Origin of the sequence: Burkholderia sp. FL-7-2-10-S1-D7, from assembly GCF_001524185.1 — a bacterium.
Classification (GTDB): domain Bacteria; phylum Pseudomonadota; class Gammaproteobacteria; order Burkholderiales; family Burkholderiaceae; genus Burkholderia; species Burkholderia diffusa.
The window spans coordinates 54,511-78,269 of the sequence record NZ_LOWY01000003.1 but is presented as its reverse complement, the minus strand read 5'-3'; the positions used below and the strand labels follow the sequence as shown (position 1 = coordinate 78,269).

26 protein-coding genes are annotated in these 23,759 nt (G+C 65.7%); 2 read left to right on the top strand and 24 right to left on the bottom strand.

The window, feature by feature from the left end:
* Positions 1-4: 4 nt before the first annotated feature.
* From pdxJ to WS75_RS00490, 20 genes are all read right to left on the bottom strand, one after another.
* On the bottom strand, positions 5-781 hold the full coding sequence (pdxJ, locus tag WS75_RS00585) for a pyridoxine 5'-phosphate synthase (protein WP_059607063.1): 777 nt from the start codon (positions 779-781) through the stop codon (positions 5-7).
* On the bottom strand, positions 778-1,617 hold the full coding sequence (gene recO / locus WS75_RS00580; protein WP_014897645.1) for a DNA repair protein RecO: 840 nt from the start codon (positions 1,615-1,617) through the stop codon (positions 778-780). Before recO ends, pdxJ begins: the two co-directional genes overlap by 4 nt.
* Positions 1,604-2,503 (bottom strand): GTPase Era, encoded by a 900-nt coding sequence (gene era, locus WS75_RS00575; RefSeq protein ID WP_059607060.1) that lies wholly within the window; start codon positions 2,501-2,503, stop codon positions 1,604-1,606. The genes recO and era overlap by 14 nt, the downstream gene beginning before the upstream one ends.
* A 60-nt stretch (positions 2,504-2,563) precedes the next feature.
* Positions 2,564-3,811: a ribonuclease III gene (rnc, locus tag WS75_RS00570; protein WP_059678699.1), complete on the bottom strand. Its 1,248-nt coding sequence runs from the start codon at positions 3,809-3,811 to the stop codon at positions 2,564-2,566.
* Between the two features lie 153 nt (positions 3,812-3,964).
* Complete coding sequence (gene lepB / locus WS75_RS00565; protein ID WP_059678698.1) at positions 3,965-4,858, bottom strand: signal peptidase I; 894 nt, start codon at positions 4,856-4,858, stop codon at positions 3,965-3,967.
* Between the two features lie 16 nt (positions 4,859-4,874).
* The gene (gene lepA / locus WS75_RS00560) at positions 4,875-6,668 is read right to left on the bottom strand and encodes a translation elongation factor 4 (RefSeq protein WP_059678697.1); all 1,794 of its coding nucleotides are present in this window, start codon (positions 6,666-6,668) and stop codon (positions 4,875-4,877) included.
* A 217-nt stretch (positions 6,669-6,885) separates the two neighbouring features.
* Positions 6,886-7,122 carry a glutaredoxin family protein gene (locus WS75_RS00555; protein WP_059678696.1) on the bottom strand — a complete coding sequence of 79 codons (237 nt, stop codon included), beginning with the start codon at positions 7,120-7,122 and terminating at the stop codon, positions 6,886-6,888.
* Between the two features lie 7 nt (positions 7,123-7,129).
* Complete coding sequence (locus WS75_RS00550) at positions 7,130-8,623, bottom strand: DegQ family serine endoprotease (RefSeq protein ID WP_059678695.1); 1,494 nt, start codon at positions 8,621-8,623, stop codon at positions 7,130-7,132.
* A gap of 16 nt (positions 8,624-8,639) precedes the next feature.
* Positions 8,640-9,692, bottom strand: a complete 1,053-nt coding sequence (locus WS75_RS00545; protein ID WP_059678694.1) for a MucB/RseB C-terminal domain-containing protein — start codon at positions 9,690-9,692, stop codon at positions 8,640-8,642.
* Positions 9,693-9,697: 5 nt separating this feature from the next.
* The gene (locus WS75_RS00540) at positions 9,698-10,315 is read right to left on the bottom strand and encodes a sigma-E factor negative regulatory protein (RefSeq protein WP_059678693.1); all 618 of its coding nucleotides are present in this window, start codon (positions 10,313-10,315) and stop codon (positions 9,698-9,700) included.
* An 88-nt stretch (positions 10,316-10,403) separates the two neighbouring features.
* Positions 10,404-11,003 (bottom strand): RNA polymerase sigma factor RpoE, encoded by a 600-nt coding sequence (gene rpoE, locus WS75_RS00535; RefSeq protein WP_006752490.1) that lies wholly within the window; start codon positions 11,001-11,003, stop codon positions 10,404-10,406.
* A gap of 91 nt (positions 11,004-11,094) precedes the next feature.
* Positions 11,095-11,559, bottom strand: coding sequence for a hypothetical protein (locus WS75_RS00530; RefSeq protein WP_059678692.1), 465 nt, complete (start codon positions 11,557-11,559; stop codon positions 11,095-11,097).
* A gap of 11 nt (positions 11,560-11,570) precedes the next feature.
* Entirely contained in the window at positions 11,571-12,803 is a 1,233-nt protein-coding gene (gene fabF / locus WS75_RS00525) for a beta-ketoacyl-ACP synthase II (RefSeq protein WP_059678691.1), read from the bottom strand.
* 161 nt (positions 12,804-12,964) lie between these two features.
* Positions 12,965-13,204 (bottom strand): acyl carrier protein, encoded by a 240-nt coding sequence (gene acpP, locus WS75_RS00520; RefSeq protein ID WP_004197638.1) that lies wholly within the window; start codon positions 13,202-13,204, stop codon positions 12,965-12,967.
* A 144-nt stretch (positions 13,205-13,348) separates the two neighbouring features.
* On the bottom strand, positions 13,349-14,098 hold the full coding sequence (fabG, locus tag WS75_RS00515; protein ID WP_059678690.1) for a 3-oxoacyl-ACP reductase FabG: 750 nt from the start codon (positions 14,096-14,098) through the stop codon (positions 13,349-13,351).
* Positions 14,099-14,134: 36 nt separating this feature from the next.
* Positions 14,135-15,067, bottom strand: a complete 933-nt coding sequence (fabD, locus tag WS75_RS00510; RefSeq protein ID WP_059678689.1) for an ACP S-malonyltransferase — start codon at positions 15,065-15,067, stop codon at positions 14,135-14,137.
* A gap of 85 nt (positions 15,068-15,152) precedes the next feature.
* Positions 15,153-16,142: a beta-ketoacyl-ACP synthase III gene (locus tag WS75_RS00505; RefSeq protein ID WP_059678688.1), complete on the bottom strand. Its 990-nt coding sequence runs from the start codon at positions 16,140-16,142 to the stop codon at positions 15,153-15,155.
* The gene (gene plsX, locus WS75_RS00500) at positions 16,143-17,249 is read right to left on the bottom strand and encodes a phosphate acyltransferase PlsX (RefSeq protein WP_059607035.1); all 1,107 of its coding nucleotides are present in this window, start codon (positions 17,247-17,249) and stop codon (positions 16,143-16,145) included.
* Positions 17,250-17,378: 129 nt separating this feature from the next.
* A complete protein-coding gene (rpmF, locus tag WS75_RS00495) occupies positions 17,379-17,558 on the bottom strand; it encodes a 50S ribosomal protein L32 (protein ID WP_006051932.1) in 180 nt (59 codons plus the stop codon).
* Positions 17,559-17,656: 98 nt separating this feature from the next.
* Positions 17,657-18,292 (bottom strand): DUF177 domain-containing protein, encoded by a 636-nt coding sequence (locus tag WS75_RS00490; protein WP_059678687.1) that lies wholly within the window; start codon positions 18,290-18,292, stop codon positions 17,657-17,659.
* 255 nt (positions 18,293-18,547) lie between these two features.
* On the opposite strand from WS75_RS00490, the gene WS75_RS00485 reads away from it, so the two are divergent.
* Both WS75_RS00485 and WS75_RS00480 read left to right on the top strand, forming a co-directional pair.
* Positions 18,548-19,177, top strand: a complete 630-nt coding sequence (locus WS75_RS00485) for a Maf-like protein (protein WP_059678686.1) — start codon at positions 18,548-18,550, stop codon at positions 19,175-19,177.
* Complete coding sequence (locus WS75_RS00480; RefSeq protein ID WP_059447957.1) at positions 19,174-19,896, top strand: SAM-dependent methyltransferase; 723 nt, start codon at positions 19,174-19,176, stop codon at positions 19,894-19,896. The genes WS75_RS00485 and WS75_RS00480 overlap by 4 nt, the downstream gene beginning before the upstream one ends.
* A gap of 73 nt (positions 19,897-19,969) precedes the next feature.
* Here WS75_RS00480 and WS75_RS00475 read toward each other — a convergent pair whose 3' ends face one another.
* From WS75_RS00475 to WS75_RS00460, 4 genes are read right to left on the bottom strand one after another with little or no spacing between them, the layout of a single operon-like run.
* Entirely contained in the window at positions 19,970-20,962 is a 993-nt protein-coding gene (locus tag WS75_RS00475) for a S49 family peptidase (protein WP_059678685.1), read from the bottom strand.
* Between the two features lie 12 nt (positions 20,963-20,974).
* Positions 20,975-21,385, bottom strand: a complete 411-nt coding sequence (locus WS75_RS00470) for a Rieske (2Fe-2S) protein (RefSeq protein WP_059678684.1) — start codon at positions 21,383-21,385, stop codon at positions 20,975-20,977.
* Complete coding sequence (locus tag WS75_RS00465) at positions 21,382-22,041, bottom strand: HAD-IA family hydrolase (RefSeq protein WP_059607022.1); 660 nt, start codon at positions 22,039-22,041, stop codon at positions 21,382-21,384. Before WS75_RS00465 ends, WS75_RS00470 begins: the two co-directional genes overlap by 4 nt.
* Positions 22,042-22,046: 5 nt before the next feature.
* Positions 22,047-23,051 carry an RluA family pseudouridine synthase gene (locus tag WS75_RS00460; RefSeq protein WP_059678683.1) on the bottom strand — a complete coding sequence of 335 codons (1,005 nt, stop codon included), beginning with the start codon at positions 23,049-23,051 and terminating at the stop codon, positions 22,047-22,049.
* Between the last annotated feature and the right edge of the window lie 708 nt (positions 23,052-23,759).

Genomic DNA, 23,759 nt, shown 5'->3' with positions numbered 1-23,759 from the left:
ATCGTCAGCGCGCGCCGCCGTGCAGCGCGGCGACCCGTGCGGCGACCATGATCGCCTTCATCTCGCGCACTGCGTTGTCCCAGCCTGCGAAGATCGCGTGCGCGACGATCGCATGGCCGATGTTCAGTTCGACGATGCCGTCGATCGCGGCGATCTGCTGCACGTTCGTGTAATGTAGGCCGTGGCCGGCGTTGACCTTGAGACCCAATTGCGCGCCGGCCTGCACGCCGGCGACGATGCGCTCGTATTCGCGCTGCTGCTCGGCCTCGTCGTGCGCATCAGCGTAGCGGCCGGTATGCAGCTCGACCACCGGCGCGCCGGCTTCGTGCGCGGCGCGGATCTGCGTCTCGTCCGGATCGATGAACAGCGACACGCGCACGCCGGCGTCGGCGAGCTGCCTGCATGCCGCACGCACGGCCTCGAAGCGGCCGGCAACGTCGAGACCGCCTTCGGTCGTCAGTTCCTCGCGCTTCTCCGGCACGAGGCACGCGTCGTGCGGACGCACTTCGCATGCGATGTCGAGCATCTCGGCCGTCACCGCGCATTCGAGGTTCATCCGCGTCTTCAGCAGAGGGCGCAGCGTGCGCACGTCGGCGTCGACGATGTGGCGGCGATCCTCGCGCAGATGCAGCGTGATCGCGTCCGCACCGGCCTCTTCGGCGGCGAGCGCCGCGCGGATCGGATCGGGATAGGACGTGCCGCGCGCGTTGCGCAGCGTCGCGACGTGGTCGATGTTCACGCCGAGGTCGATGGCAGTGGGCGTTGTCAGGAAGAAGCTCATAGGTTTTGCAGGTCGATCAGGATCTGACGCGTGGCAAGCGGCGTACCGCCGAGATAGGTGTTCAGCAGGAAGCGCATCAGCGTCTTGCTTTGCGCGACCGTCTGGGCTCGATGGTAATCGTCCTGCTCCATGTCGAGCAACGTCTGTCCGGTAATCACCGGCCAGTGCGACGGAACGTCGTCGTCCGCATTGCGCACGCCGCGCTCGGGATCGAACACGTAGCGGCGATCCGGCTCGACCGCACGGCGCGCGACCGTGCGGTTCAGCGCCATCGCATAGCCGGTCTCGCGCAGCAGCACGCGCTCGAACGAACGCAGCACCTGCACCGCGGGCTCGCCGTGCGCAAGGCGCGTGAGGGTCAGCACGTAATGATTGAAGAGCGGCGGCTGCGGATCCTCGCGCGCGCAGAATTTCACGAGCAGCTCGTTCGCGTAGAAGCCGCACAGCAGCCCGTCGCCGCCGAGCGGGAGCATCCCGCCGACCCACTCGGCACCCGTCAGCGTGCGTACTTCGGATTTGCCCGACCAGGACAGCAGCAGCGGCTGGAACGTCTGCAGCACGCCGCGCAGCGCGGAGTGCGGGCGCTTCGCGCCCTTCGCGACGAGCGCAAGGCGGCCATGATCGCGCGTGAGCACGTCGATGATCAGGCTCGTTTCCCGATACGGATAGCTGTGCAGCACGAACGCCGGCTGCTCGGCGACGCGGAAATCGGACGTGCGAGACGTCGCGCGCCGCGCCTTGCGACGCGGCGGTTCGGGCGGTGCCGGCAACGGCGCGTCGTTCGCGCCGGCGGTCACCGCGTCTTCGGTCGACGTCAGCGCGTCATTCGTACCCATAGGCACGCAGCCCCGCCTCGTTGTCGGCCCACCCGCTCTTCACCTTCACGAAGGTCTCGAGATACACGGGGCCGTCGAACAGCTTCTCCATGTCCATCCGCGCCTCGGTGCTGATCTGCTTGAGCTTCTCGCCCTTCTTGCCGATCACCATCGCCTTGTGCGAATCGCGCTCGACGAGAATCGTCGCGAAGATACGCTTCAGGCGCCCTTCCTCCTCGAACTTGTCGATCAGCACGGTGCTCGTGTAGGGCAGTTCGTCGCCGGTCCAGCGGAACACCTTCTCGCGCAGGATTTCGGCCGCAAGGAAGCGCGAGCTGCGGTCGGTCAGTTCGTCCTCGCCGTAGATCGGCTCGCCTTCCGGAAGGTACGGCTTGATGGTGTCCAGCAGGCGCTTGATGTCTTCCGGCCGCTGTGCCGACAGCGGCACGAGTTCGGTGAATTCGCGCAGCCCGCTCATCTGTTGCATGAACGGGAACAGCGTCGCCTTGTCGGACACACGATCGATCTTGTTCGCGATCAGCAGCGTCGGCATGCCGGGCGGGATCAGGTCGAGCACCTTCTGATCGTCGGGCCCGAAGCGGCCGGCCTCGATCACGAACAGGATCACGTCGACCGACGTGAGCGTCGACGTGACCGCGCGGTTCAGCGAGCGGTTCAGCGCCGTGCTGTGACGCGTCTGAAAGCCCGGTGTGTCGACGAACACGAATTGCGCGTCGTCGAACGTGTTGATGCCGGTGATGCGATGGCGGGTCGTTTGCGCCTTGCGCGACGTGATGCTGATCTTCTGGCCGACGAGTGCGTTCATCAACGTCGACTTGCCGACGTTCGGGCGGCCCACGATCGCGATCATGCCGCAACGGAAACCGGTAGGAGCGGGAGTGTTCATATCGTTTGGGAGACAGGTTCGGAAACGGCCGCGCGGCGCGCGGCACGATCGAGGGGCAATTCAGTGGTCGGCATCGGCCACGCGCGCCTGCGCGGCAGCGAGGCTTGCGCCACCCTGCGGCGTCTCGGTGCCGGGCGCCGCGGCGTCGCGGGCGCGCAACGTTGCACGCGAAGCGGCGTCGGAACCGGCGGCGGGCTTGTCGGTGGACGCGGCCGGATCGGCCGCCTGGCCCGCCTGCTTGTCGGCTGCACGGGGTGCGGCTTCCGCGTGCTTGTCCGCAGTGCGCGCGCCGGCTTCGTTGCGATCCGACGGCTTCTCAGGCGCCTTCTCGGCCGGCTTGTCGGCAATCGGCTTCGGGGGCCGGTCGGCCTTGTCCGTGGCCGTTTCCACATGCGCCGCGCGAATCGCGGCCATCGGCGCCTGCGTCGGCCGCTCGGTCGTGTGTGCGCCGGCGTCGGTCGCCGCCGACGCGGCAGCAGGCGCCTTCGCGTCGCGCGTCGTCGCACGCTCCTTTCGTTCCGGCGAACGCAGGTCGAGCGCTTCCTGCACGCCCTTCACGCCCGGCACGATTTCAGGCTCGACGTGCTTCGACCCGCGTGCGTTCTTCGAACGCTTCGGCTTCGAGGCCAGCATCGGCGCGGCCGCCAGCACCTCGTCGAGCGCCTTCTTCGCGGCAGCCTGCTCGGCCGCCCGCCGGCTCGCGCCGGAGCCTGACACCTTCACGTCGAGCTTCGGCACCGTGCATTCGACCTCGAACTGCTGATTGTGCGCCGCACCATGAGTCGCGACGACCGTATAGGTCGGTAGCGCGATCTTGTGCCCCTGCAGGTACTCCTGCAGCAGCGTCTTCGCATCCTTGCCGAGCGTGCGCGGATCGATGTGGTCGAGAATCGGGATATAGAGGCGCTTGATGACCCCTTGGGCGGCTTCGAAGCCGCCATCGAGGAATACCGCCCCGATGATGGCTTCGAACGCGTCCGCGAGGATCGACGGGCGACGGAAGCCGCCGCTGCGCAATTCGCCCTCGCCCAGCCGCAGCCCTTCCGAAATATTCAGGGCCTGAGCGATTTCGTAGAGCGACTGCTGCTTGACGAGGTTGGCGCGCACGCGCGACAGGTCGCCTTCGTCCAGCTTGCTGAAACGCTGGAACAAAAGGGCGGCCACCGCGCAATTCAGAACGGAATCGCCGAGAAACTCGAGCCGTTCATTGTGCGTGGCACTGTGACTGCGATGGGTCAAAGCCTGGCGCAATAATTCCGCATTGCGAAATTCGTAGCGCAGCCGGCTTTCCAACTGGGATAGGGGCATGTGCAGGAGTATAACGCGGGCGCCGGTCGGGCCGAAACGGCACGGCCGGACGCGAAAAGGCGTGACGAGGCGGTGTTACCGCCGGTTCTTAAAGTAGTTCGGCAATACGCGACGCGGCCCGTGCGTCGCGTATTGCGTGCGAGTCAAACGCGATCAGTTGAAGGAACCGATGCGCTTCAGGTCGCCGAAGTTCATCCAGATGAAGAACGCGCGGCCGACGATGTTGTTGTCCGGCACGAAACCCCAGTAGCGGCTGTCGGCGCTGTTGTCGCGGTTGTCGCCCATCATGAAGTAGTGGCCCGGCGGCACCTTGCAGATCACGCCGCGGCTGTTGTACGTGCAGTTGTCGCGATACGGATAATCGTAGGCGCCCATCACGAACGGCGGCACGGCGGGATTGTTGAGGATCGCGTTCTTCTTGTTGCCGATCGTTTCCTCGAACTGCTTCGCGTAGTTCTGGCGCTCGTCGTCGAAGAAATCCGGCAACGGCGTTTCGGGCACCGGCTGGCCGTTGATCGTCAGTTGCTTGTCCTGGTAAGCGACCGTGTCGCCCGGCAGGCCGATCACGCGCTTGATGTAGTCGACCGACTCGTCCTTCGGATAACGGAACACGACGACGTCGCCGCGCGACAGCGGGCTGCCCTGCGTGATCTTCGTGTTCGTGATCGGCATGCGCAGGCCGTATTCGAACTTGTTGACGAGGATGAAGTCGCCGACCAGCAGCGTCGGCACCATCGAGCCCGACGGGATCTTGAACGGCTCGACGACGAACGAACGCACGACGAAGACGGCCAGGATCACCGGGAAGAAGCTCGCGGTGTACTCGAGCCACCACGGCTGGCGCAGCTTTTCGTCGCGCAGCTTCGAACGCGTCTGCCCCGCGTTTTCGTCCGCGAAACGCTTGTCGATACGCGACTGCTGGCGATCGAACTCCTCGATCGCCGCGTCGGCCGCCTTGCGTCGCCGCGGCAGGAACACCAGTTTGTCCAACACCCACGCTACGCCCGTCACGACGACGAGCACAAAAAGAATCAGCGCAAAATTCATAAAAGGATCAGTCCTGTTATTTGTCTTCGACGCGCAAGATCGCGAGGAACGCTTCCTGCGGGATCTCGACCGAACCCACCTGCTTCATGCGTTTCTTACCTTCTTTCTGCTTCTCGAGCAGTTTCTTCTTTCGCGTGATGTCGCCACCGTAGCACTTCGCGAGCACGTTCTTGCGGAGTGCCTTGATGTTCTCGCGCGCGACGATGTGCGCGCCGATCGCGGCCTGGATCGCCACGTCGTACATCTGGCGCGGAATGATCTCGCGCATCTTCGCGGCCACTTCACGGCCGCGATACTGCGACTGCGAGCGGTGCACGATGATCGACAGCGCATCGACCTTGTCGCCGTTGATCAGCATGTCGACCTTCACGACGTCCGACGTGCGGTATTCCTTGAACTCGTAATCCATCGACGCATAACCGCGCGACACCGACTTCAGGCGATCGAAGAAGTCGAGCACGATTTCGGCCATCGGGATTTCGTACGTGAGCTGCACCTGGCGGCCGTGATACTGCATGTTGATCTGCGAGCCGCGCTTCTGTTCGCACAGCGTGATCACGGACCCGACGTAGTCCTGCGGCATGTACAGGTTCACGGTGACGATCGGCTCGCGAACTTCGGCGATGCGGCCGGGCTCCGGCATCTTTGCCGGGTTCTCGACCATGATCGTCGAGCCGTCGCTCTGCACGACCTCGTAGACGACCGTCGGCGCGGTCGTGATGAGATCCATGTCGAATTCGCGCTCGAGCCGCTCCTGCACGATTTCCATGTGCAGCAGCCCGAGGAAGCCGCAACGGAAACCGAAACCGAGCGCCTGCGACACTTCCGGCTCGTACTGCAGCGATGCGTCGTTGAGTTTCAGCTTCTCGAGCGACTCGCGCAGCGCGTCGTACTGGTTCGCCTCGACCGGATAGAGGCCCGCGAACACCTGCGGCTTCACTTCCTTGAAACCCGGCAGCGGCTCGGTGGCGGGCTTGGTCGAGTGCGTGACGGTATCACCGACCTTCGCGGCCGTCAGTTCCTTGATGCCGGCGATGATGAAGCCCACCTGCCCGGCCGACAGCGATTCGAGATTGCGCGACTTCGGCGTGAATACCCCGACGTGCTCGACCGGATACTGTGCGCCGGTCGCCATCATCTTGATCTTGTCCTTCGGACGCAGCGTGCCGTTGACGATGCGCACGAGCATCACGACGCCGACGTAGTTGTCGAACCACGAATCGATGATCAGCGCCTGCAGCGGCGCGGCCGGATCGCCCTTCGGCGGCGGCACCTTCGCGATCAGCGCTTCGAGCACGTCCTCGACGCCGAGCCCTGTCTTCGCGCTGCAGCGCGTCGCGTCGGTCGCGTCGATGCCGATCACGTCCTCGATCTCCTCGATCGCGTTCTCGGGGTTCGCGGCCGGCAGGTCGATCTTGTTCAGCACCGGCACGACCTCGACGCCGAGCTCGATCGCCGTGTAGCAGTTCGCGACCGTCTGCGCCTCGACGCCCTGGCTCGCGTCGACCACGAGCAGCGCACCTTCGCACGCGGACAGCGAACGGCTGACCTCGTACGAGAAGTCGACGTGCCCCGGCGTATCGATCAGGTTGAGGTTGTAGACCTTGCCGTCGCGGGCGCGATAGGACAATGCCGCCGTCTGCGCCTTGATCGTGATGCCGCGTTCGCGCTCGATATCCATCGAATCGAGCACCTGCGCTTCCATTTCACGGTCGGCGAGGCCGCCGCATACCTGGATGATGCGATCCGCGAGCGTCGACTTGCCATGGTCGATGTGCGCGATGATCGAGAAATTGCGAATATGATCCATTCAGTGCCGATCAAGCGAAAAAGGCGCGCTCGACGACTGCGGAGCACGCCTTGTAAGTCGGTGAAAAAACGGCTTATTTTAGCCGAAAAGGCCTTTGCCGGGCGGTAATTTGGGACGTCTGGTCGAGGACGCCCGGTCAGGGCGCCCTGCCGGAGGCCTTGGCGGGCAGACTCGCATCGGAACTCCGCGCAGCGCGCGGCCGGCGGCGGGGCCAGATTCAGCGCCGCGCCGTGAGCGCGCCGCGCACCCTCTCCTCGTCGAACCGGTGGCGGCACACTTCCGTGCCGTCCAGCAACAGCACCGGCACGTCCTCGTCGTAACGGGCGACGAGCGCCGGATCGGCATCGACGTCGACGTAGTCGACGGCAACGCCGAACTCGGCCGCCACCGGCGCCAGTGCATCGCGCATATCGTCGCACAGGTGGCACCAGCCGCGGCCGTAGAGCGTGAACATCGGCGTGTTACTTCTGGATCGGGCGCGGGCGCACCGGCACGAATTGCGTGTTGTCGCCGCGCCGCACGAGCACCGCGACCGCCTTCTGCGGATCCAACTGTGCGGTCACGTCGGCGAACTGCTTCGCGCTCGTGATGTCGGTGTCACCGACGCGCAGCACGATGTCGCCGCGCTGCAGGCCCGCACGGGCCGCCGGACCGTCGACGCCGTCGATCTGCACGCCATTCTTCAGCTTCAGCGACTTCAGCTGGTCGGCCGAAAGGTCGCTGACCGTCAAGCCGAGTGAATTGGCCTGGCGCGGCTTCTGCGGCACATTCTTGCGCTGCTCGGCCTTCGCCGTCGTCTCCGCCGGCGTCTCGGCGATCGTGATCGGCACATCACGCGCCTGACCCTTGCGCCACACGCTGACGGTCGCCTTGGTGCCCGGCTTCGTGTCGCCGACCATGCGCGGCAGATCCGACGCCGTATCGACCGGCCGGCCGTTGAACTTCAGGATGATGTCACCCGGCTGAATGCCCGCCTTGTCGGCCGGACCGCCCGGCTCGACGCTGCTGACGAGCGCGCCTTCCGCCTTCGGCAGCCCGATCGAGTCGGCCACGTCCTTCGTCACTTCGCCGATCGCCACCGCGATGCGACCGCGCGTGACCTTGCCGGTCGCCTTCAGCTGGTCTGCCACGCGCATCGCCTCGTCGATCGGGATCGCGAAAGAAATGCCCATGAAACCGCCGGTGCGGCTGTAGATCTGCGAGTTGATGCCGATCACCTCGCCCTGCATGTTGATCAGCGGGCCGCCCGAGTTGCCGGGGTTCACCGCGACGTCGGTCTGGATGAACGGCAGGTAATCGCCCGTGTTGCGGCTCTTCGAACTCACGATGCCGGCCGTCACGGTGTTGTCGAGGCCGAACGGCGAGCCGATCGCGACGACCCACTCGCCGACGCGCACCTTGTTCGAATCGCCGATCGCGACGACCGGCAGATTCGACGCCTGGATCTTGACGACCGCGACGTCCGTGCGGTCGTCGACGCCGACCAGTTTCGCCTTGAATTCGCGCTTGTCGGTCAACGTCACGTAGATGGTGTCCGCGTCGTCGACGACGTGCGCGTTGGTCATCACGTAGCCGTCCGCCGACACGATGAAGCCCGAGCCGACGCCGCGGTTCTGCTCGGTGTCGGGCGGATTGTCCGGCGCCGGCGCGTTCTTCGGGCTGCCATTGCCGTTGCCGGGCGCCTGCGGCAGCGGAATGCCGAAGAAGCGCCGGAAGAATTCCGACATGTCGCCGTTGTCGAAGCCCGGCGGGAGCACGCCGCGCGGCCCGGGCGTCGGCACGTTCGCGGTGGTCCGGATGTTCACGACAGCCGGCCCGACCTTCTCGACCAGATCGGCGAAGTCGGGAAGGCTGGCCGCAGGAGGCGTGACAGCGGCAGCGGTATGCGAGGCAAGCGGCAGGCTGGCAAACAGCACCGCCGCCGCGAACACTTTGCGCAGCGTGAGTTTCGTCATGTCGAAAGCCGTAGCGTTACTTGGAAGCCTTGTATTCTATGGCAGACGCGAACTGCTGCAACGTGGCCGGCGGCACTTCGCCGAGCACGGTGATCCAGTAGTCGCCGCGACGCTTCACGAGCACGTGGGTCGCGCCGGTGCTTCCCGCACCTTCCTTGCGCGTGTTCTTTTCGGCCGGCTCGATGAAGACGGAGATCGTCGCGAGGCCGTCGGTGAAGACGGCCTGGTCGACCGGAATCGGCGGATCGCCGGCGTCGCGCGCGGCCATCGGCCGGCGCACCTCGCGAATCTTCCGGAAGCCGGCAATGGTCGGTGCGATCTGCCAGCCCTGCGCTTCCATGTCGACCGTCGCGACCGGCGGGCGGACGACCGTCCAGCCGCTCAGGTTGCGCATGCCGGCCGCAATCGCGGATTTGTCGCCGGCCGCGCCGCCCGTCTGCACTTGCGAAAACGCGACCTGCTCGAGCACGTGATCGCTCGCATCGAGCGTCTGCGAACGCAGCAGCAGCCCGGTGCGGGTGTCGGCCCACAGCTTGTACGTGAACCGGTACGCATCCTTCGGTACGAGTTCGACCACTTGCGCGTCGACCCCGGCCACACGGTCCTTGCCGAGCAGCTTCGCGTCATAAACGGACATCACGTGTTCGCCGCCCGCGCCGAGCAATGCAGGGAACGAATCGCGCGTCTGGCGGCGCTCGACCACGCACAACTTGCGCTCGGGAACGAACGTGTACAACTCGTCGTTGTGCCGCAGAACCTTGCGCGGCTTGCCGTCGAGCGACTCGATCCGCTCGAACTCGCCGTCGCGGGACGCCACGTGCGCGATACGCGACGACTGAACATAGCCGCCACGCTGGTAGACGAACGTACCCTCGTAGCTCTGCTGCTGCGCCGCCTGCTGGATGCGATCGAGCCAATCCGCCGCACCCTTGCGGGTCGCGACGGGATCGTCCGGTTGCTGGGCGCTGGCTGGGAGGGATTGGACGGACAACAGGGCGGCTGCGCAAAGCAGGAGGGCCGGCAGCCGCTTCCATCCGGAGATGGCGTGATTCAACTGCAATGTCCGCATCGGGTTTATTGGCCTGGCGTGGTGGTCACGGCAGCGCGGATCAGCGGCATCGAGCCCGTGACGACGGGCTGCTGCGCGAATTGCTGGTGCGCTTCAAGGTATTGGTCGAGACTTGCGTCGCGGATGATGTTGACGTCCTGCAGGCCCGGCTGCGCCGATGCCTGCGCAACCGTCACGCGCTGCAGGTTGCCGCTCTGCGGTGCGCCTGTCGATGCGACCCGAACGGCGCCCGGCGCGCCGGCCGTCTGCATCTGCGGGACGACGATCCACGTCAGCGTGGCGGCCGCGGCGGCCACCGCGAACGCGGGCACGACTCGCCGGCGCAGCGACAGCAGCTTGCGCGCGACCGGCGCGGCGGCCGGCGCGAGCAGGTGCGGCTCGCTTTCGAGCGCGGCCGACATGCGCGCGGTGAACGCGACGCTCAGCGCGGGCGACAGCGCGAGCTCGTCCGAGCGCAGCGCATCGCCGATCAGGTGGTAATGGGCCCACGCAGCGCGATCCGCGCGGTCGAGCTCAGCCAGAAACTGCCCGTGATCCGGGCCGTCGAACAGTTCACCGTCGACCAGAGCGGAAAGGCGCTCGCCGCGCGAGCACGCTTGCGACTGCGTATTGACCGACCCCATGATGCTCCCCATCTTGCACACACCCCGTCGTGAATTCACGACTCTATCCGTAACTAGACCCCGACCCGCGTCGTTGCGCCCGTCGCGCTTACCAGCGCTTGCCTTCGGGCGTATCGAGCAGCGGACGCAATTTCGCAGCAATTGCCTCGCGCGCCCGGAAGATCCGCGACCGGACCGTCCCGATCGGACAATCCATCATTTCCGCGATCTCTTCGTAGCTCAGGCCCTCGATCTCGCGCAGCGTGATCGCCTGGCGCAGTTCTTCGGGCAGGACGGCCATTGCAGCGTTGACCGTCTCGGCAATCTGCTTGCTCATCAACATCGACTCAGGCGTGTTGATATCCCTTAGTTGGTCTGCGTCGGAGAAAGTTTCCGCTTCCTCGGCATCGGCCTCGGTGGAGGTCGGTGCCCGGCGGCCCTGCGTCGCAAGGTAGTTCTTCGCCGTATTGACGGCAATCCGGTACAACCACGTGTAGAACGCCGACTCGCCGCGAAATTGCGGCAGCGCACGATACGCCTTGATGAACGCGTCCTGGGCCACATCCTCGACCTCGGCGGGATCCCGCACGAGGCGCGAGATCAGCCGAATGATCTTGCGGTGGTATTTGGAGACCAGGAGTTCGAACGCTGCCTTGTCGCCTTTCTGCACGCGCTCGACCAGAGCCTGATCGATTTCTTTTTCACTCACCTGACAAATCCGTTAACTAGGGATGCAACGCGGAGCGTTATTGTAGCGTTCCGGCGCCGGCCGCTGGTTACGGTCGGTAACTGTGCCACCATCATGCCCGCCCCGCCGTGCCCGCGGTGCGCGCCAGCACGGACAGCGCGCTGAACGACGCGGCATCGAGCGCATCGGCCGGGATCAGCAGCGGCAGGGCGCGCCGGGCGCCCTGCCCGACCGACAGCACGAGCAGCAGGCTGCTCCAGTGTGCATGGCCGGTCACGCGACCCCGGGCCAGCAAGCGCCCGGTGCGGCCAAACGCCGCAATCTCCCCGAATGCATCGATCCGCAGTTCGGCCGGCAGCCGACGGGCGCAGGCCCGCGCGGCACACACGGCAAGCAGCGCAGCCGTCGCCGCGGACACGCACGCGCCGGCGGCAGCACCGGCCCGTGGCGCCCAGAACAGGTACGCGGACGCGGCAGCCGCTGCGACGAACACGGCCAGCACGACATACGACACGGCCGAGGCCCGCAACGCAAAGCGCTGCGGACGCCCGGCCGGAGCATCGAATGGACTCGTCAAGCGATTCGGCGTCAGACGCGCTTGAACACCAGCGTGCCGTTGGTACCGCCGAAGCCGAAGTTGTTCTTCACGGCGACGTCGATCTTCATGTCACGCGCGGTATTCGCGCAGTAATCGAGATCGCACTCGGGGTCCTGGTTGAAGATGTTGATGGTCGGCGGCGACACGTTGTTGTGCAGCGCCAGCACCGTGAACACCGACTCGAGGCCGCCCGCGCCGCCCAGCAGGTGGCCCGTCATCGACTTCGTCGAGTTCACGACGATCTTGTACGCATGCTCGCCGAAGGCCGCCTTCACCGCGTCGGACTCGTTCTTGTCGCCCAGCGGCGTCGACGTGCCGTGAGCGTTCAGGTACTGGACCTCATCAGCGTTCACGCCGGCGTCGCGCAGTGCCGCAACCATGCAGCGGCGCGGACCGTCCATGTTCGGCGCGGTCATGTGGTACGCATCGCCCGTCATGCCGAAGCCCGAGACTTCCGCATAGATCTTCGCGCCGCGCGCCTTCGCCGCCTCGTACTCCTCGAGCACCATGACGCCTGCACCCTCGCCCAGCACGAAGCCGTCGCGGTCCTTGTCCCACGGACGGGACGCAGTGGCCGGATCGTCGTTGCGGGTCGACAGCGCACGCGCGGCCGCGAAGCCGCCGATGCCGAGCGGCGACACCGTCGATTCGGCGCCGCCCGCGACCATCACGTCGGCGTCGCCGGCCTGGATCAGGCGCGCCGCGAGGCCGATGCTGTGCAGACCGGTCGTGCAGGCCGTCACGGCCGCGAGGTTCGGGCCCTTCAGGCCGAACATGATGCTCAGGTGACCCGAGATCATGTTGATGATCGAACCCGGCACGAAGAACGGCGAGATCCGGCGCGCGCCGCGATCGACGTAGGTCTGGTGCGTGTCTTCGATCATCGGCAGGCCGCCGATGCCGGAGCCGACCAACACGCCGATGCGTTCCGCATTGGCTTCGTTCACTTCGAGGCCGCTGTCCCGGATTGCCTGGACGCCGGCCGCGATGCCGTAATGGATGAACGTATCCATGTTGCGGGCTTCCTTCGCCGGAATGTATTCCTCGGCGCTGAAACCCTTCACCTCACCCGCGAAATGCACGGCGAGGTTCGACGGATCGAACTTCGTGACGGTGGCGATGCCGGACCTGCCGGCGACGAGATTGGCCCAGCCGTCGGCAACATTATTGCCAACAGGCGAAATCAGCCCCAGGCCTGTAACGACAACACGACGGCGGCTCACGGTAACCTCTTTTCCATTGGATGACAAAAACAAAAGCCACAGTGGCCACAGGAACCAGCCCTGCGAGCCCTGTGGCTGTTAGTCCGTCCGGCGCGGTTGCCGGCAGGATGGCGCGTCAAACGCGAAGATCGCGGCGACGTGGCAGACAAGCGCTAAGGCGCTTACGCCTTGACGTTTGCGCGAGCGTAGTCGATCGCTTGCTGAACGGTCGTGATCTTCTCTGCTTCTTCGTCCGGGATTTCCATGCCGAACTCGTCTTCGAGCGCCATCACCAGTTCGACCGTGTCGAGCGAGTCCGCGCCCAGGTCGTTCACGAACGATGCTTCGTTCTTGATCTCGGCTTCTGCGACGCCCAGTTGCTCAGCGACGATCTTCTTGACACGTTGTTCGATGTTATCCATTACCCCTCCGAGGGAAAGTTCAGATTTACAAGTGCGCGCATTTTATCAGGTTTGCTGACGCCAAAACGCGCGTTGGCTTGATGGTCGATCAAGCGCCTATCCGCCTGAAAAACGGGATACGGCGCGGATGGTAAACGAAAACCGTTACGACATGTACATGCCGCCGTTCACGTGCAGCGTCGTGCCGGTGATGTAACCGGCCTGCGGCGATGCGAGGAACGCGACGGCATGGGCGATGTCTTCCGGGCTGCCGAGGCGGCCGAGCGGAATCTGGGTCTTGAGCGCGGTCTGCTGTTCTTCCGGCAGCGTCTTCGTCATGTCGGTGTCGATGAAGCCCGGCGCGACGCAGTTCACCGTGATGCCGCGGCTGCCGATCTCGCGCGCGAGCGCACGGGTCATGCCCGCGACGCCGGCTTTCGCAGCCGCGTAATTGGCCTGGCCAGGGTTGCCGGCCGAGCCGACCACCGACGTGATGTTGATGATGCGGCCGCCGCGGGCCTTCATCATCGGGCGCAGCACTGCACGCGACAGGCGGAACACCGACTTCAGGTTGGTGTCGATCACCGCGTCCCAGTCCTCGTCCTTCATCCGCATCGCGAGTTGGTCCTGCGTGATCCCGGCGTTGTTGACGAGCACGTGGAGCGCGCCGAATTCCTTCACGGTCGCGTCGATCAGCGCTTCAGCGGCCGCCGCGTCGTTGACGTTCAGCACCGCGCCGCGGCCCGTCACGCCCGCTTCCGCGAACCCTGCGGTAATCGCGGCGGCGCCCGATTCGCTCGTCGCCGTGCCGATCACCGTCGCGCCCAGGCGCGCGAGTTCGAGCGCGATCGCCCGGCCGATGCCGCGAGACGCGCCGGTCACGATCGCGACCTGTTTATCGAGAGTCTTTTCCATGAATCGAATATCCGTCTCTTGAGGAAAGGCGCCGCGTCAGGCGGTCGCCAGCTTCAGTGCTTCGTCGAGCGAAGCCGGATCGAACACCGATGCGCCGACCAGGTTGCCGTCGATGCGCTTCGTCAGGCCTGCCAGCACCTTGCCGGGACCGCATTCGATCACGTGCGTGACGCCCGTGCCCGCGATGTGCTGCACGCATTCGACCCAGCGCACCGGGCCCGCGGCCTGGCGCACCAGCGCGTCCTTGATCGCAGCCGGATCGCTGACCACGGCGACGTCGATGTTGTTGACGACGGGAATCTGCGGCGCCTTCACGTCGACGTTCGCGAGATAGTCGCGCAACTGGTCCGACGCCGGCTTGAGCAGCGACGAATGGAACGGCGCCGACACCGGCAGCGGCAACGCGCGCTTCGCGCCCTTCGCCTTCGCGATCTCGCAGGCCTTCTCGACGGCCGCCTTCGCGCCCGCGATCACGACCTGCGCCGGAGCGTTGAAGTTCACGGCCTCGACGACGCCCGCTTGCGCGGCTTCGACACACACCGCGCGCACCGTGTCGTCATCGAGACCCAGGATCGCGGCCATGCCGCCCTCGCCGACCGGCACGGCCGTCTGCATCGCCTGCGCGCGGAAGCGCACGAGCGGCACCGCGTCCTTGAACGCGATCGCGCCCGCGGCGACGAGCGCCGTATATTCGCCGAGGCTGTGGCCCGCGACGATCGACGGAGCCGGGCCGCCGGCCTGCTGCCATGCGCGGTAGCACGCGTAGGCGGCCGTCAGCATCACGGGCTGCGTGTTGGTGGTCAGATTCAGTTCTTCGGCCGGACCTTCGGCGATCAGCTTGCCGAGATCCTGATTGAGTGCATCGGATGCTTCCTGAAGCGTCTCGCGCACGACGGCCAGATCGGCGAATGCGTTGAGCATGCCGACCGACTGCGAGCCCTGCCCCGGAAAAACGAATGCAAATTTCATGTCGTCCCCAATTGAATCGATTCGGACGGCGCGCGCGAACGGCGCGCCGGTTCGGGATCCGCGCGCAGCCATTGCGCGCCGCGGATCAGTAGCGGAAGACGGATGCGCCCCACGTGAAGCCGCCGCCGACGCCTTCGATCAGCACGTGCTGACCGCGCTGGATGCGGCCGTCGCGCACCGCGGTGTCGAGCGCCAGCGGGATCGACGCAGCCGACGTGTTGCCGTGCTGGTCGACCGTCACGACCATGCGCTCCTGCGGCAGGCCGAGCTTGCGGCAGGTGCTGGTCATGATGCGGATGTTGGCCTGGTGCGGAATCAGCCAGTCGACCTGCTCCGGCGCGAGATTCGCCTTGGCGAGCGCCTCGATCGCGACCTTTTCGAGCACGTTGACCGCGAGCTTGAACACGGCCTGCCCGTCCATGTACAGGAACGCGCTGCCGTCGATCACGCCGCGATTGACGTTGCCCGGTGTGCAGAGGATGTTCGAATAACTGCCGTCCGCGTGCAGCGCGCTGCCGAGCACGCCCGGTTCTTCCGATGCGGACAGGATCACCGCGCCCGCGCCGTCGCCGAACAGCACGCAGGTCGTACGATCCTTGAAATCGAGAATGCGCGAGAACGTCTCCGCACCAACGATGAGCGCCGTGCGGTGCTGGCCACTGCGGATGAAGCTGTCTGCCGTCGCCATCGCATAGGCGAAGCCGGAGCACACGGCCTGCACGTCGAATGCCGCGCCGCCGTTCTTGATGCCGAGCTTGTTCTGCAGCAGGCACGCCGTGCTGGGAAACACGTAATCGGGGGTCGAAGTCGCGACGATGATCAGGTCGATCGACTGCGGATCGATGTCGGCCGCCTCGATCGCACGACGCGACGCTTCGAGCGCGAGATCGCTCGTCGTGACGTCCGGTGCGGCGAAGTGACGCGCATGGATGCCCGTGCGCGCAACGATCCACTCATCGCTCGTCTCGATGCCTTCCTTCGCGAGTCGATCGGCGAGCTGCTGGTTCGTGACGCGGTCGGGCGGCAAATAGCTGCCCGTGCCGAGCACGCGGGAATAGAGAGTCGATTGGGCCATTTATGCTTTAGAGGATTGCGCAGCGGAAGGTTCGGCGTGATGGCCTGCGGCCGGGCTCGTCTGGCCCGCGCCGCCCGCGTCGTGTTCGCCGTCGCCGAGCGACACCGAATTGTCCGCCATCGCGCGCGCGAGGCGCTCCAGCACGCCGTTTTTGACGGCATCATACCCCCGTTTGATCGCCCACTCAAACGCATAGGCATCGGCCGAACCGTGGCTTTTGATCACGAGGCTCTTCAGCCCCAGCAGCGCTGCGCCATTGTACTGGCGGTGATCGACGCGCTTCTTGAAACGCATCAGCACCGGCAGCGCAAGCAGCGCCATCAGCTTCGACATCAGCGAACGGCCGAACTCCTCGCGGATGATGTCGGAGAGCATCTGCGCGAGCCCTTCGGACGTCTTCAGCGCGACGTTGCCGACGAAGCCGTCGCAGACGATCACGTCGACCGTGCCTTTGTAGATGTCGTTGCCTTCGACGTTGCCGCGGAAATTCAGCGTGCTGGCGCGCAGCAGTTCCCCTGCGCGCTTGATCGTCTCGTTGCCCTTGATGACCTCTTCGCCGATGTTCAGCAGGCCGATCGTCGGACGCTCCTTGCCTTCGAGCGCGGCAACGAGCGCGTGCCCCATCTCCGCGAACTGCAGCAGGTGCTGTGGCTCGCAGTCGACGTTCGCGCCGAGGTCCAGCATCATCGTGTAGCCGGTCGGGTTCGGCAGCGCGAACGCGATCGCAGGCCGCTCGATGCCGGGCAGCGTCTTGAGCACATAACGGGAAACGGCCATCAGCGCGCCGGTATTGCCGGCGGAGATACAGGCCTGGGCCGCGCCGTCCTTGACGTGGTTGAGCGCGACACGCATCGAAGAATCCTTCTTCTTGCGCAGCGCCACTTCGACAGGGTCGTCCATCGCCACGACTTCGGTGGCGGGCACGATGGTCAGCGCGGGATCGTCGAGGGCTTTCAGCTTTTTCAGCTGAGCGCGGATCGCGCTTTCGATGCCGACGAGCATCAGGTGCGCATCGGGATGCGCGCGGACGAACTTGACTGCCGCGGGAACGGTCACGGACGGGCCGTGGTCGCCTCCCATGCAATCGATTGTGAGCTTTACGGTCATGGAATGCGACGAATTTCAGGCACAAAAAAGCGGCAGTTGAATGCCGCCTTTTTGTTGAGCCAGGAAAGTGTCAAGCGAACCAGTTGTCACGCGAACGGCGAACGTAGCGCGCAACGCGTGACTTGACGCTTAGTCGTTCTTCGTCTTGACGACTTTCTTGCCGCGATAGTAGCCGTTCGGGCTGACGTGGTGACGCAGATGCACTTCACCCGTGCTCGGCTCGACTGCCAGCGGCGCTGCCGTCAGGAAATCGTGCGAACGATGCATGCCGCGCTTCGACGGCGACTTCTTGTTTTGCTGGACTGCCATGACTAACTCCTAAATAATTTTCCGGATTCTAACACAGCCCGATCCGGCGCTTAACTACCCTGGCCCAAAGCCCTTACGCCTTCCCGCGCCACAACTGCTTAGTGTTTCTTGCCGCCGTCCCCGTCCTTCTTCAGCGCTTGCAGCGCCGCGAACGGATTCGGCCGTTTGCCTTCGTCCTCGTCTTCGGCGGACTCGTCGTCCGCGTCTTCCGAAGGACCGCTCGCACCCGACACGAGGCTTTCGTGAACTGCCGGGCAAACCTCGTGCTTGGGCACGAGCGGCAACGAAAGCAGCAACTCCTCTTCGATCAAGTCGACGAGATCGAACTGGCGTGAGCCCACGATCACATCGGCTTCATCGTCGTCGAGCGGAAATTCTTCAGCTTCTTCTTCGGTCGCAACGACCCGGTAGGTCATGTCGACGTCGAACGTCTGGTCATACGGGGTCATGCAGCGCTGGCACGTGAGCCACGCATGGCCGTGCACCGCGAGGCGCAGATACGGCTGCTGCCCATCGGCGCCGTCGTCCTGCAACTCTTTCTGGGTGAACCCTTCGGCCTGCCACGTGAAGACCGTGTCGCGATCGGACGCGTCCGCCGGCACTTCGTTCAGCATGCGCGGCAGCTGCGACAGACGCACGGCACCCGCTGCTTGCCGCCCGCTGCGGGCGAATTCGAACAGGTCGACCGCGTGCGGATCAAGCGACGCCGCAGGCTTGCCAGAAGAAGTGTTCATGTTGCGCTCCTGCCTACAGGCTGACTTGCGGGATCCGGCTTGCCGACGCCACATATTTGGCGCCGCACACGTGCGCGATCTACGCCGCGTACGATGACGTACTTTACTTCCGAAGACCCGGCAGGCGCCACCACAGCGAAAGCCTGCCGACGAAAAGCGGGAAAGCATACCTGTTTTACCTTTTTCGGTCAATCACTTATGCTTGCGCCCTCGCAACACCGCGCCACACCTGACGACTCATCGACCCAACCGACCATGCCGGATACCGTTTGCCGCCCGCCACGGCTGATTCTCGCCTCCAGTTCCCGCTACCGCCGCGCGCTCCTCGAGCGCCTCGGCATACCGTTCGACGTCATGTCGCCCGACCTCGACGAAACCCCGCTCGCGGGAGAAACGCCGGCCGCGACCGCACTGCGCCTCGCCCGCGCGAAGGCGCGCGCGGTCGCCGCGACGATCGACGCGCCGGACGGCGTGCTCGTGATCGGGTCGGATCAGGTCGCGACGTTCGACGGCCGCCAGATCGGCAAGCCCGGCACGCACGAGCGCGCGCTCGCGCAGCTCCTGTCGATGCAGGGCCGCGACGTCGAATTCCACAGTGCGCTCAGCCTGTACGACAGCCGCACGGGTGAAACCTGGAGCGAAGACGTCGTCACGCACGTGCGCTTCCGCTCGCTGTCCGAAGCCGAACTCGACGCTTACCTGCGCACGGAAACGCCGTACGACGTCGCCGGCAGCGCGAAGTCGGAAGGGCTCGGCATCGCGCTGCTGGATGCCATCGACTCCAACGACCCTACGGCTCTCGTCGGCCTGCCGCTGATCGCGCTCACGCGAATGCTGCGCGCCGCGGGCTATCCATTGTTCGCTACCCAGGGAGACCGCGCATGACGGCCGGCACGCTCTATCTCGTCCCGAACACCCTCGGTGAAGGCGACGCATCGATGCTCGCCGCCGTGCTGCCCGCAGCCGTGCAGGCGCGCGCCGGCACGCTCGGCTACTACATCGGCGAAAACGCGAAAACGACCCGCGCGTTCCTGAAGAAGATCGGCACGACGCGGCCGATCCAGGAGATCGAGATTCGGGAACTGAACGTCAATACGCCGGCCGGCGAGATCGACCGGCTGCTCGCACCGGTGCTGGCGGGCGCGGACGCCGGGCTCGTATCCGAGGCCGGCTGCCCCGCCGTTGCCGATCCCGGCGCGCTGCTGGTCCGCCGTGCGCACGAGCGCGGCGTGAAGGTCGTGCCGCTCGTCGGGCCGAGTTCGATCCTGCTGGCGCTGATGGCATCGGGCCTGAACGGCCAGAGTTTCGCGTTCAACGGCTATCTGCCGGTCGATGCGGCCGCGCGCGCGAAAAGGCTGCGTGAACTCGAGCAGCTGTCGCGCAAGGCGCGCCAGACGCAGATCTTCATCGAGACGCCGTACCGGAACCATGCGATGCTCGACACGCTCGTCGCGACCTGCGCGCCGTCGACACAGATCTGCGTCGCGGCCGACTTGACCCTCGAGACCGAGACAATCGCCAGCCGCTCGGTGGCCGACTGGAAAAAGGCGCCTGCGCCGAATCTGCACAAGCGCCCAGCCATCTTCCTGCTGCTCGCGAACTGAGATCGGCGCCGGCAACAGCCTCGCGGCACGGCCCCCCCCCGCCCCGATCGGCACGGCGCCGGCCGGCTGCCGCTCAGCGCAGGCTGAACGACGTGCCGCCCGCGGTCAGCGCCTTCATCGCGGCACCGCCGACCGCCGCGCCGAACTTGCGCGCAACGCGATTCGTCAGGCTTTCCTTCACCGTGTAGTCGACGAGATCCGGCGCCTTCAGCACGTCGCGCGCGACCGTGTCGGTCGTGCCGTAGCCGTCGGCGAGCCCGAGCTCGACGCTCTTCTCGCCGGTCCAAAACAGGCCCGAGAACATGTCGGGCGTTTCGTGCAGCCGCTTGCCGCGGCCATCCTTCACGGCCTTGATGAACTGCGCATGGACCTGGTCGAGCAGCGCCTGCGCATGGGCATCCATCTTCGGCGTGTCGGGCGAGAACGGGTCGTAGAAGCCCTTGTTTTCACCCGCCGTGTGCAGGCGGCGATCGACGCCCAGCTTGTTCATCAGGCCCGTGAAGCCGAACCCGTCCATCAGCACGCCGATCGAGCCGACGATACTCGCCTTGTCGACGAAGATCTTGTCGGCGGCGGACGCAATGTAATAGCCGCCCGATGCGCACATGTCGGTCACGACGACGTACAACGGCTTGTCCGGATACTTCGTGCGGAGCCGGCGGATCTCGTCGTAGACCATCCCTGCCTGCACCGGGCTGCCGCCCGGGCTGTTGATCCGCAGCACGACGCCGGCCGTGCCGGTGTCGTCGAAAGCGGCATCCAGCGCCGTATTGATGTCGTCGGCATTCGCGTTGGTGCCCGCCGCGATCTCGCCGTCGATCGTCACGAGCGCCGTGTGGCGCCCGCTCGACGAGAACTTCGAGTCGCTCGAGAAATCGATCAGCGCGAACGCGAGCAGCACGAATACGCCGAGAAACGCAAAGCGGAAGAAGATCTTCCAGCGCCGCGCCGCGCGCTGTTCCTTGACGGCCGCAAGCGCGATCCGCTCGAGCGCCGCACGCTCCCAGTTCGGTTCGCGGCTGTCGGGACGGGAGGAGGAATCAGGGATGTTCGGTTGGTCGGCCATGCAGTAATGTCTTCAGTCGGTCGTGGCGGAGGGGGGCGCAGCGGCGGGGCCCAGGTCGGCATCCGGCACCCAGAATACCGCACGCCCGTCCGGCGTGTCGCGTTCGTCGACCTCGACCGGCCGCAGGCGACCGCCGCGGCACGGGCCGCCGACACACTTGCCGGTATCCGGCGCATAGATCGCGCCGTGCGTCGCACACATCAGGTACAGGCCCGACGACTCGAAGAACTGCCCTTCGGCCCAGTCGAGTTCCATCGGCACGTGCGCGCAGCGGTTCAGGTAGCCGTACGCACGACCTTCGTAGCGCACGAAGAACACGACCGCCTGCTCGCCGCGCAGCGATGCGTCGACGCGCACGCCGGCGCCGCCGTCGGCCAGCGCGTCGGATGCGCACACGCGCACGACTTCCGGCGCCGTGCTCATGCGTGCTCCCGCAGCCACGCCGCCAGCGCGCCGACGTCCGGCGCGACGAAGCGCGGCGTCAGCGCGGCCAGCGCATCGGCCGTGTGCGCACCGTACGAAACACCGATGCCGGCGGCCCCGGCGCTGGCGGCCATCTGCAGGTCGTGGGTGGTGTCGCCGATCATCACGGTACGCGCGAGATCCTGCCCCAATTCTCGCGACAGTTCGTGCAGCATCGCCGGGTGTGGCTTTGAGAACGTTTCGTCCGCGCAGCGCGTCGCATCGAACAGGCTCGTCAGCTTTGACTGGTCGAGCACGCGGTTCAGCCCGACGCGGCCCTTGCCGGTCGCGACCGCGAGCAGGTAACCCATGTCGCGCAATTCCGCGAGCAGTTCGCGCACGCCGGCGAACAGCTCGATGCGCTGATCGTCCAGCAAGTAGTGATGGCGGTAACGTTCGGCCAGCCGCGGATAGTCGGACGGATCGAGGGTCGGCGCAGTAATCTGCAGCGCATCGCGCAGGCCGAGGCCGATCACATAACGGGACGCCTCATCCGAAGGCGTGGGCAGGCCGAGATCGCGGCACGCGGCCTGGATGCTGTGCGCGATGTGCGCAGTCGAATCCATCAGCGTACCGTCCCAGTCGAAGACGATCAGATCAAATTGCTGTCGGGCCATGCGAGTCAGACGGTATCGCGCAGAGCGCTGAGTTGATCGAGGAAGCGCCGGCATTCGTCCGGCAGCGGCGCGTCGAACTGCAGCGCCTCGCCGGTCAGCGGATGCGCGAGCTTCAGCCGGTGCGCGTGCAGGAACATCCGTTTGAGCGACGGCTGCGCATTCGCGCGCGCCAGCGCCTTGTTCAGTGCGAAGTCGCCATACTTGGCGTCGCCGGCGATCGGCAGGCCGAGATGCGCGAGGTGCACACGAATCTGATGGGTCCGCCCCGTTTTGAGTTCCGCTTCGACCAGCGCATAGTCCGGCCAGCGCTCGATCAGGTTGAACACCGTGTGCGACGGCAGGCCGTCGTCCTGCACGCGCACCCGCCGCTCCCCTTCCGGGGTCGAATACTTGAACAGCGGCGCCTTCACCGCACGGCGGCGGCCCCAGTCGGACTGCCATTCTCCGTGTCCGCACGCGAAGTAGCGCTTGTCCATCCGGTTCTCGCGAATCTGCTCGTGCAGGCCGACGAGCGCCGAGCGCTTCTTCGCGAGCATCAGGATCCCGGACGTTTCGCGGTCGAGCCGATGCACGAGTTCGAGGAACTTCGCGCGTGGACGCGCCTGACGCATCTGCTCGATCACGCCGAACGCGACGCCGCTGCCGCCGTGCACGGCGACACCGGCCGGCTTGTTGATGACGAGCATGGCGTCGTCTTCGTACAGCACCTCGAATTGCGCGGGCGGCACGATCGGCGTGTCGGCGCGCGCGAGGTCCGCCGCGGCCACGCGCACGGGCGGTACGCGGACGATGTCGCCCAGGGCCAGGCGGTACTGCGCATCGATCCGGCCCTTGTTCACGCGCACTTCGCCGCTGCGGAGGATCCGGTAAATATGGCTTTTCGGCACGCCTTTACAGACGCGCAACAGGAAGTTGTCGATCCGCTGACCGGCCGAGTTTTCGTCGATCTCGATCATCGATACCTGGCCGCTTGCGACTGAATTCTGGGATATTTTGCCTAACTCATTCATACTGAATATAATTTTGCCCAGCCTGACGTTGAGGGTGGCCTGACCGGCCGGCCCCGACCGAGTCGGGCAAGGTGCAAGCGGAAACCATTATTTTACTTGCGCCGGGGGTCCGCTGCTCGCCCCTAATCAAAGAGATGCAGCAAGTTGCACGCACGGCGCCGCCCGTCGGCAAGGATCGCGCCCATAGGCGGATTCGGTCGGCAAGGCGCCGCGGTAACGGAAAGTTGGTTGAAAAGAATTTGATCGGCAGCCCGACGGCGCGAAGTGCGTCCGCAGGCTGCCGGTTGCGAAAATTACGGCGTTGCGCCCGATTTGGCCCCGCGAAGCGTGCGGGGCTTGGCGACGTCAAACCAGGGAAGTACACCCCAAGCGGGAAAGTCGGGCTGGATTCGATACTCCCCGCTGCGGCCCAAGCCGCAGCATCTGCCGCCCGTCGGCGCGCGCGACGCATTGCGCGCGCCCGTGGCAATGCGCGGACTCAGGCTTAGCGCGCTTTTTTGCAGCGTGCGGTGTGTGAACGCCGTGCTTTGAAGCCGTATTCGCAGGTGCCCTACGGCCGCCGGCCCCGTCTTTCGGGCCCAAGCGCCTCTTCAGGCAATTCTCCCCGCCATCCTTCCCGCTCCAGCGTGCTTGTGACAACACAACAAGGTGCGGCCTGCCGTCGTTCCCGCCCTCGCGACTGACAACCGCGAGGCGCCGGCTGCGGAG

Coding starts and splice junctions, on each gene's coding strand:
- pdxJ (WP_059607063.1), bottom strand. CDS start 781: ATGAGCTTCTTCCTGACAACGCCCACTGCCATCGACCTCGGCGTGAAC.
- recO (WP_014897645.1), bottom strand. CDS start 1,617: ATGGGTACGAATGACGCGCTGACGTCGACCGAAGACGCGGTGACCGCC.
- era (WP_059607060.1), bottom strand. CDS start 2,503: ATGAACACTCCCGCTCCTACCGGTTTCCGTTGCGGCATGATCGCGATC.
- rnc (WP_059678699.1), bottom strand. CDS start 3,811: ATGCCCCTATCCCAGTTGGAAAGCCGGCTGCGCTACGAATTTCGCAAT.
- lepB (WP_059678698.1), bottom strand. CDS start 4,858: ATGAATTTTGCGCTGATTCTTTTTGTGCTCGTCGTCGTGACGGGCGTA.
- lepA (WP_059678697.1), bottom strand. CDS start 6,668: ATGGATCATATTCGCAATTTCTCGATCATCGCGCACATCGACCATGGC.
- WS75_RS00555 (WP_059678696.1), bottom strand. CDS start 7,122: ATGTTCACGCTCTACGGCCGCGGCTGGTGCCACCTGTGCGACGATATG.
- WS75_RS00550 (WP_059678695.1), bottom strand. CDS start 8,623: ATGACGAAACTCACGCTGCGCAAAGTGTTCGCGGCGGCGGTGCTGTTT.
- WS75_RS00545 (WP_059678694.1), bottom strand. CDS start 9,692: ATGCGGACATTGCAGTTGAATCACGCCATCTCCGGATGGAAGCGGCTG.
- WS75_RS00540 (WP_059678693.1), bottom strand. CDS start 10,315: ATGGGGTCGGTCAATACGCAGTCGCAAGCGTGCTCGCGCGGCGAGCGC.
- acpP (WP_004197638.1), bottom strand. CDS start 13,204: ATGGATAACATCGAACAACGTGTCAAGAAGATCGTCGCTGAGCAACTG.
- fabG (WP_059678690.1), bottom strand. CDS start 14,098: ATGGAAAAGACTCTCGATAAACAGGTCGCGATCGTGACCGGCGCGTCT.
- fabD (WP_059678689.1), bottom strand. CDS start 15,067: ATGAAATTTGCATTCGTTTTTCCGGGGCAGGGCTCGCAGTCGGTCGGC.
- WS75_RS00505 (WP_059678688.1), bottom strand. CDS start 16,142: ATGGCCCAATCGACTCTCTATTCCCGCGTGCTCGGCACGGGCAGCTAT.
- plsX (WP_059607035.1), bottom strand. CDS start 17,249: ATGACCGTAAAGCTCACAATCGATTGCATGGGAGGCGACCACGGCCCG.
- rpmF (WP_006051932.1), bottom strand. CDS start 17,558: ATGGCAGTCCAGCAAAACAAGAAGTCGCCGTCGAAGCGCGGCATGCAT.
- WS75_RS00490 (WP_059678687.1), bottom strand. CDS start 18,292: ATGAACACTTCTTCTGGCAAGCCTGCGGCGTCGCTTGATCCGCACGCG.
- WS75_RS00485 (WP_059678686.1), top strand. CDS start 18,548: ATGCCGGATACCGTTTGCCGCCCGCCACGGCTGATTCTCGCCTCCAGT.
- WS75_RS00480 (WP_059447957.1), top strand. CDS start 19,174: ATGACGGCCGGCACGCTCTATCTCGTCCCGAACACCCTCGGTGAAGGC.
- WS75_RS00475 (WP_059678685.1), bottom strand. CDS start 20,962: ATGGCCGACCAACCGAACATCCCTGATTCCTCCTCCCGTCCCGACAGC.
- WS75_RS00470 (WP_059678684.1), bottom strand. CDS start 21,385: ATGAGCACGGCGCCGGAAGTCGTGCGCGTGTGCGCATCCGACGCGCTG.
- WS75_RS00465 (WP_059607022.1), bottom strand. CDS start 22,041: ATGGCCCGACAGCAATTTGATCTGATCGTCTTCGACTGGGACGGTACG.
- WS75_RS00460 (WP_059678683.1), bottom strand. CDS start 23,051: ATGAATGAGTTAGGCAAAATATCCCAGAATTCAGTCGCAAGCGGCCAG.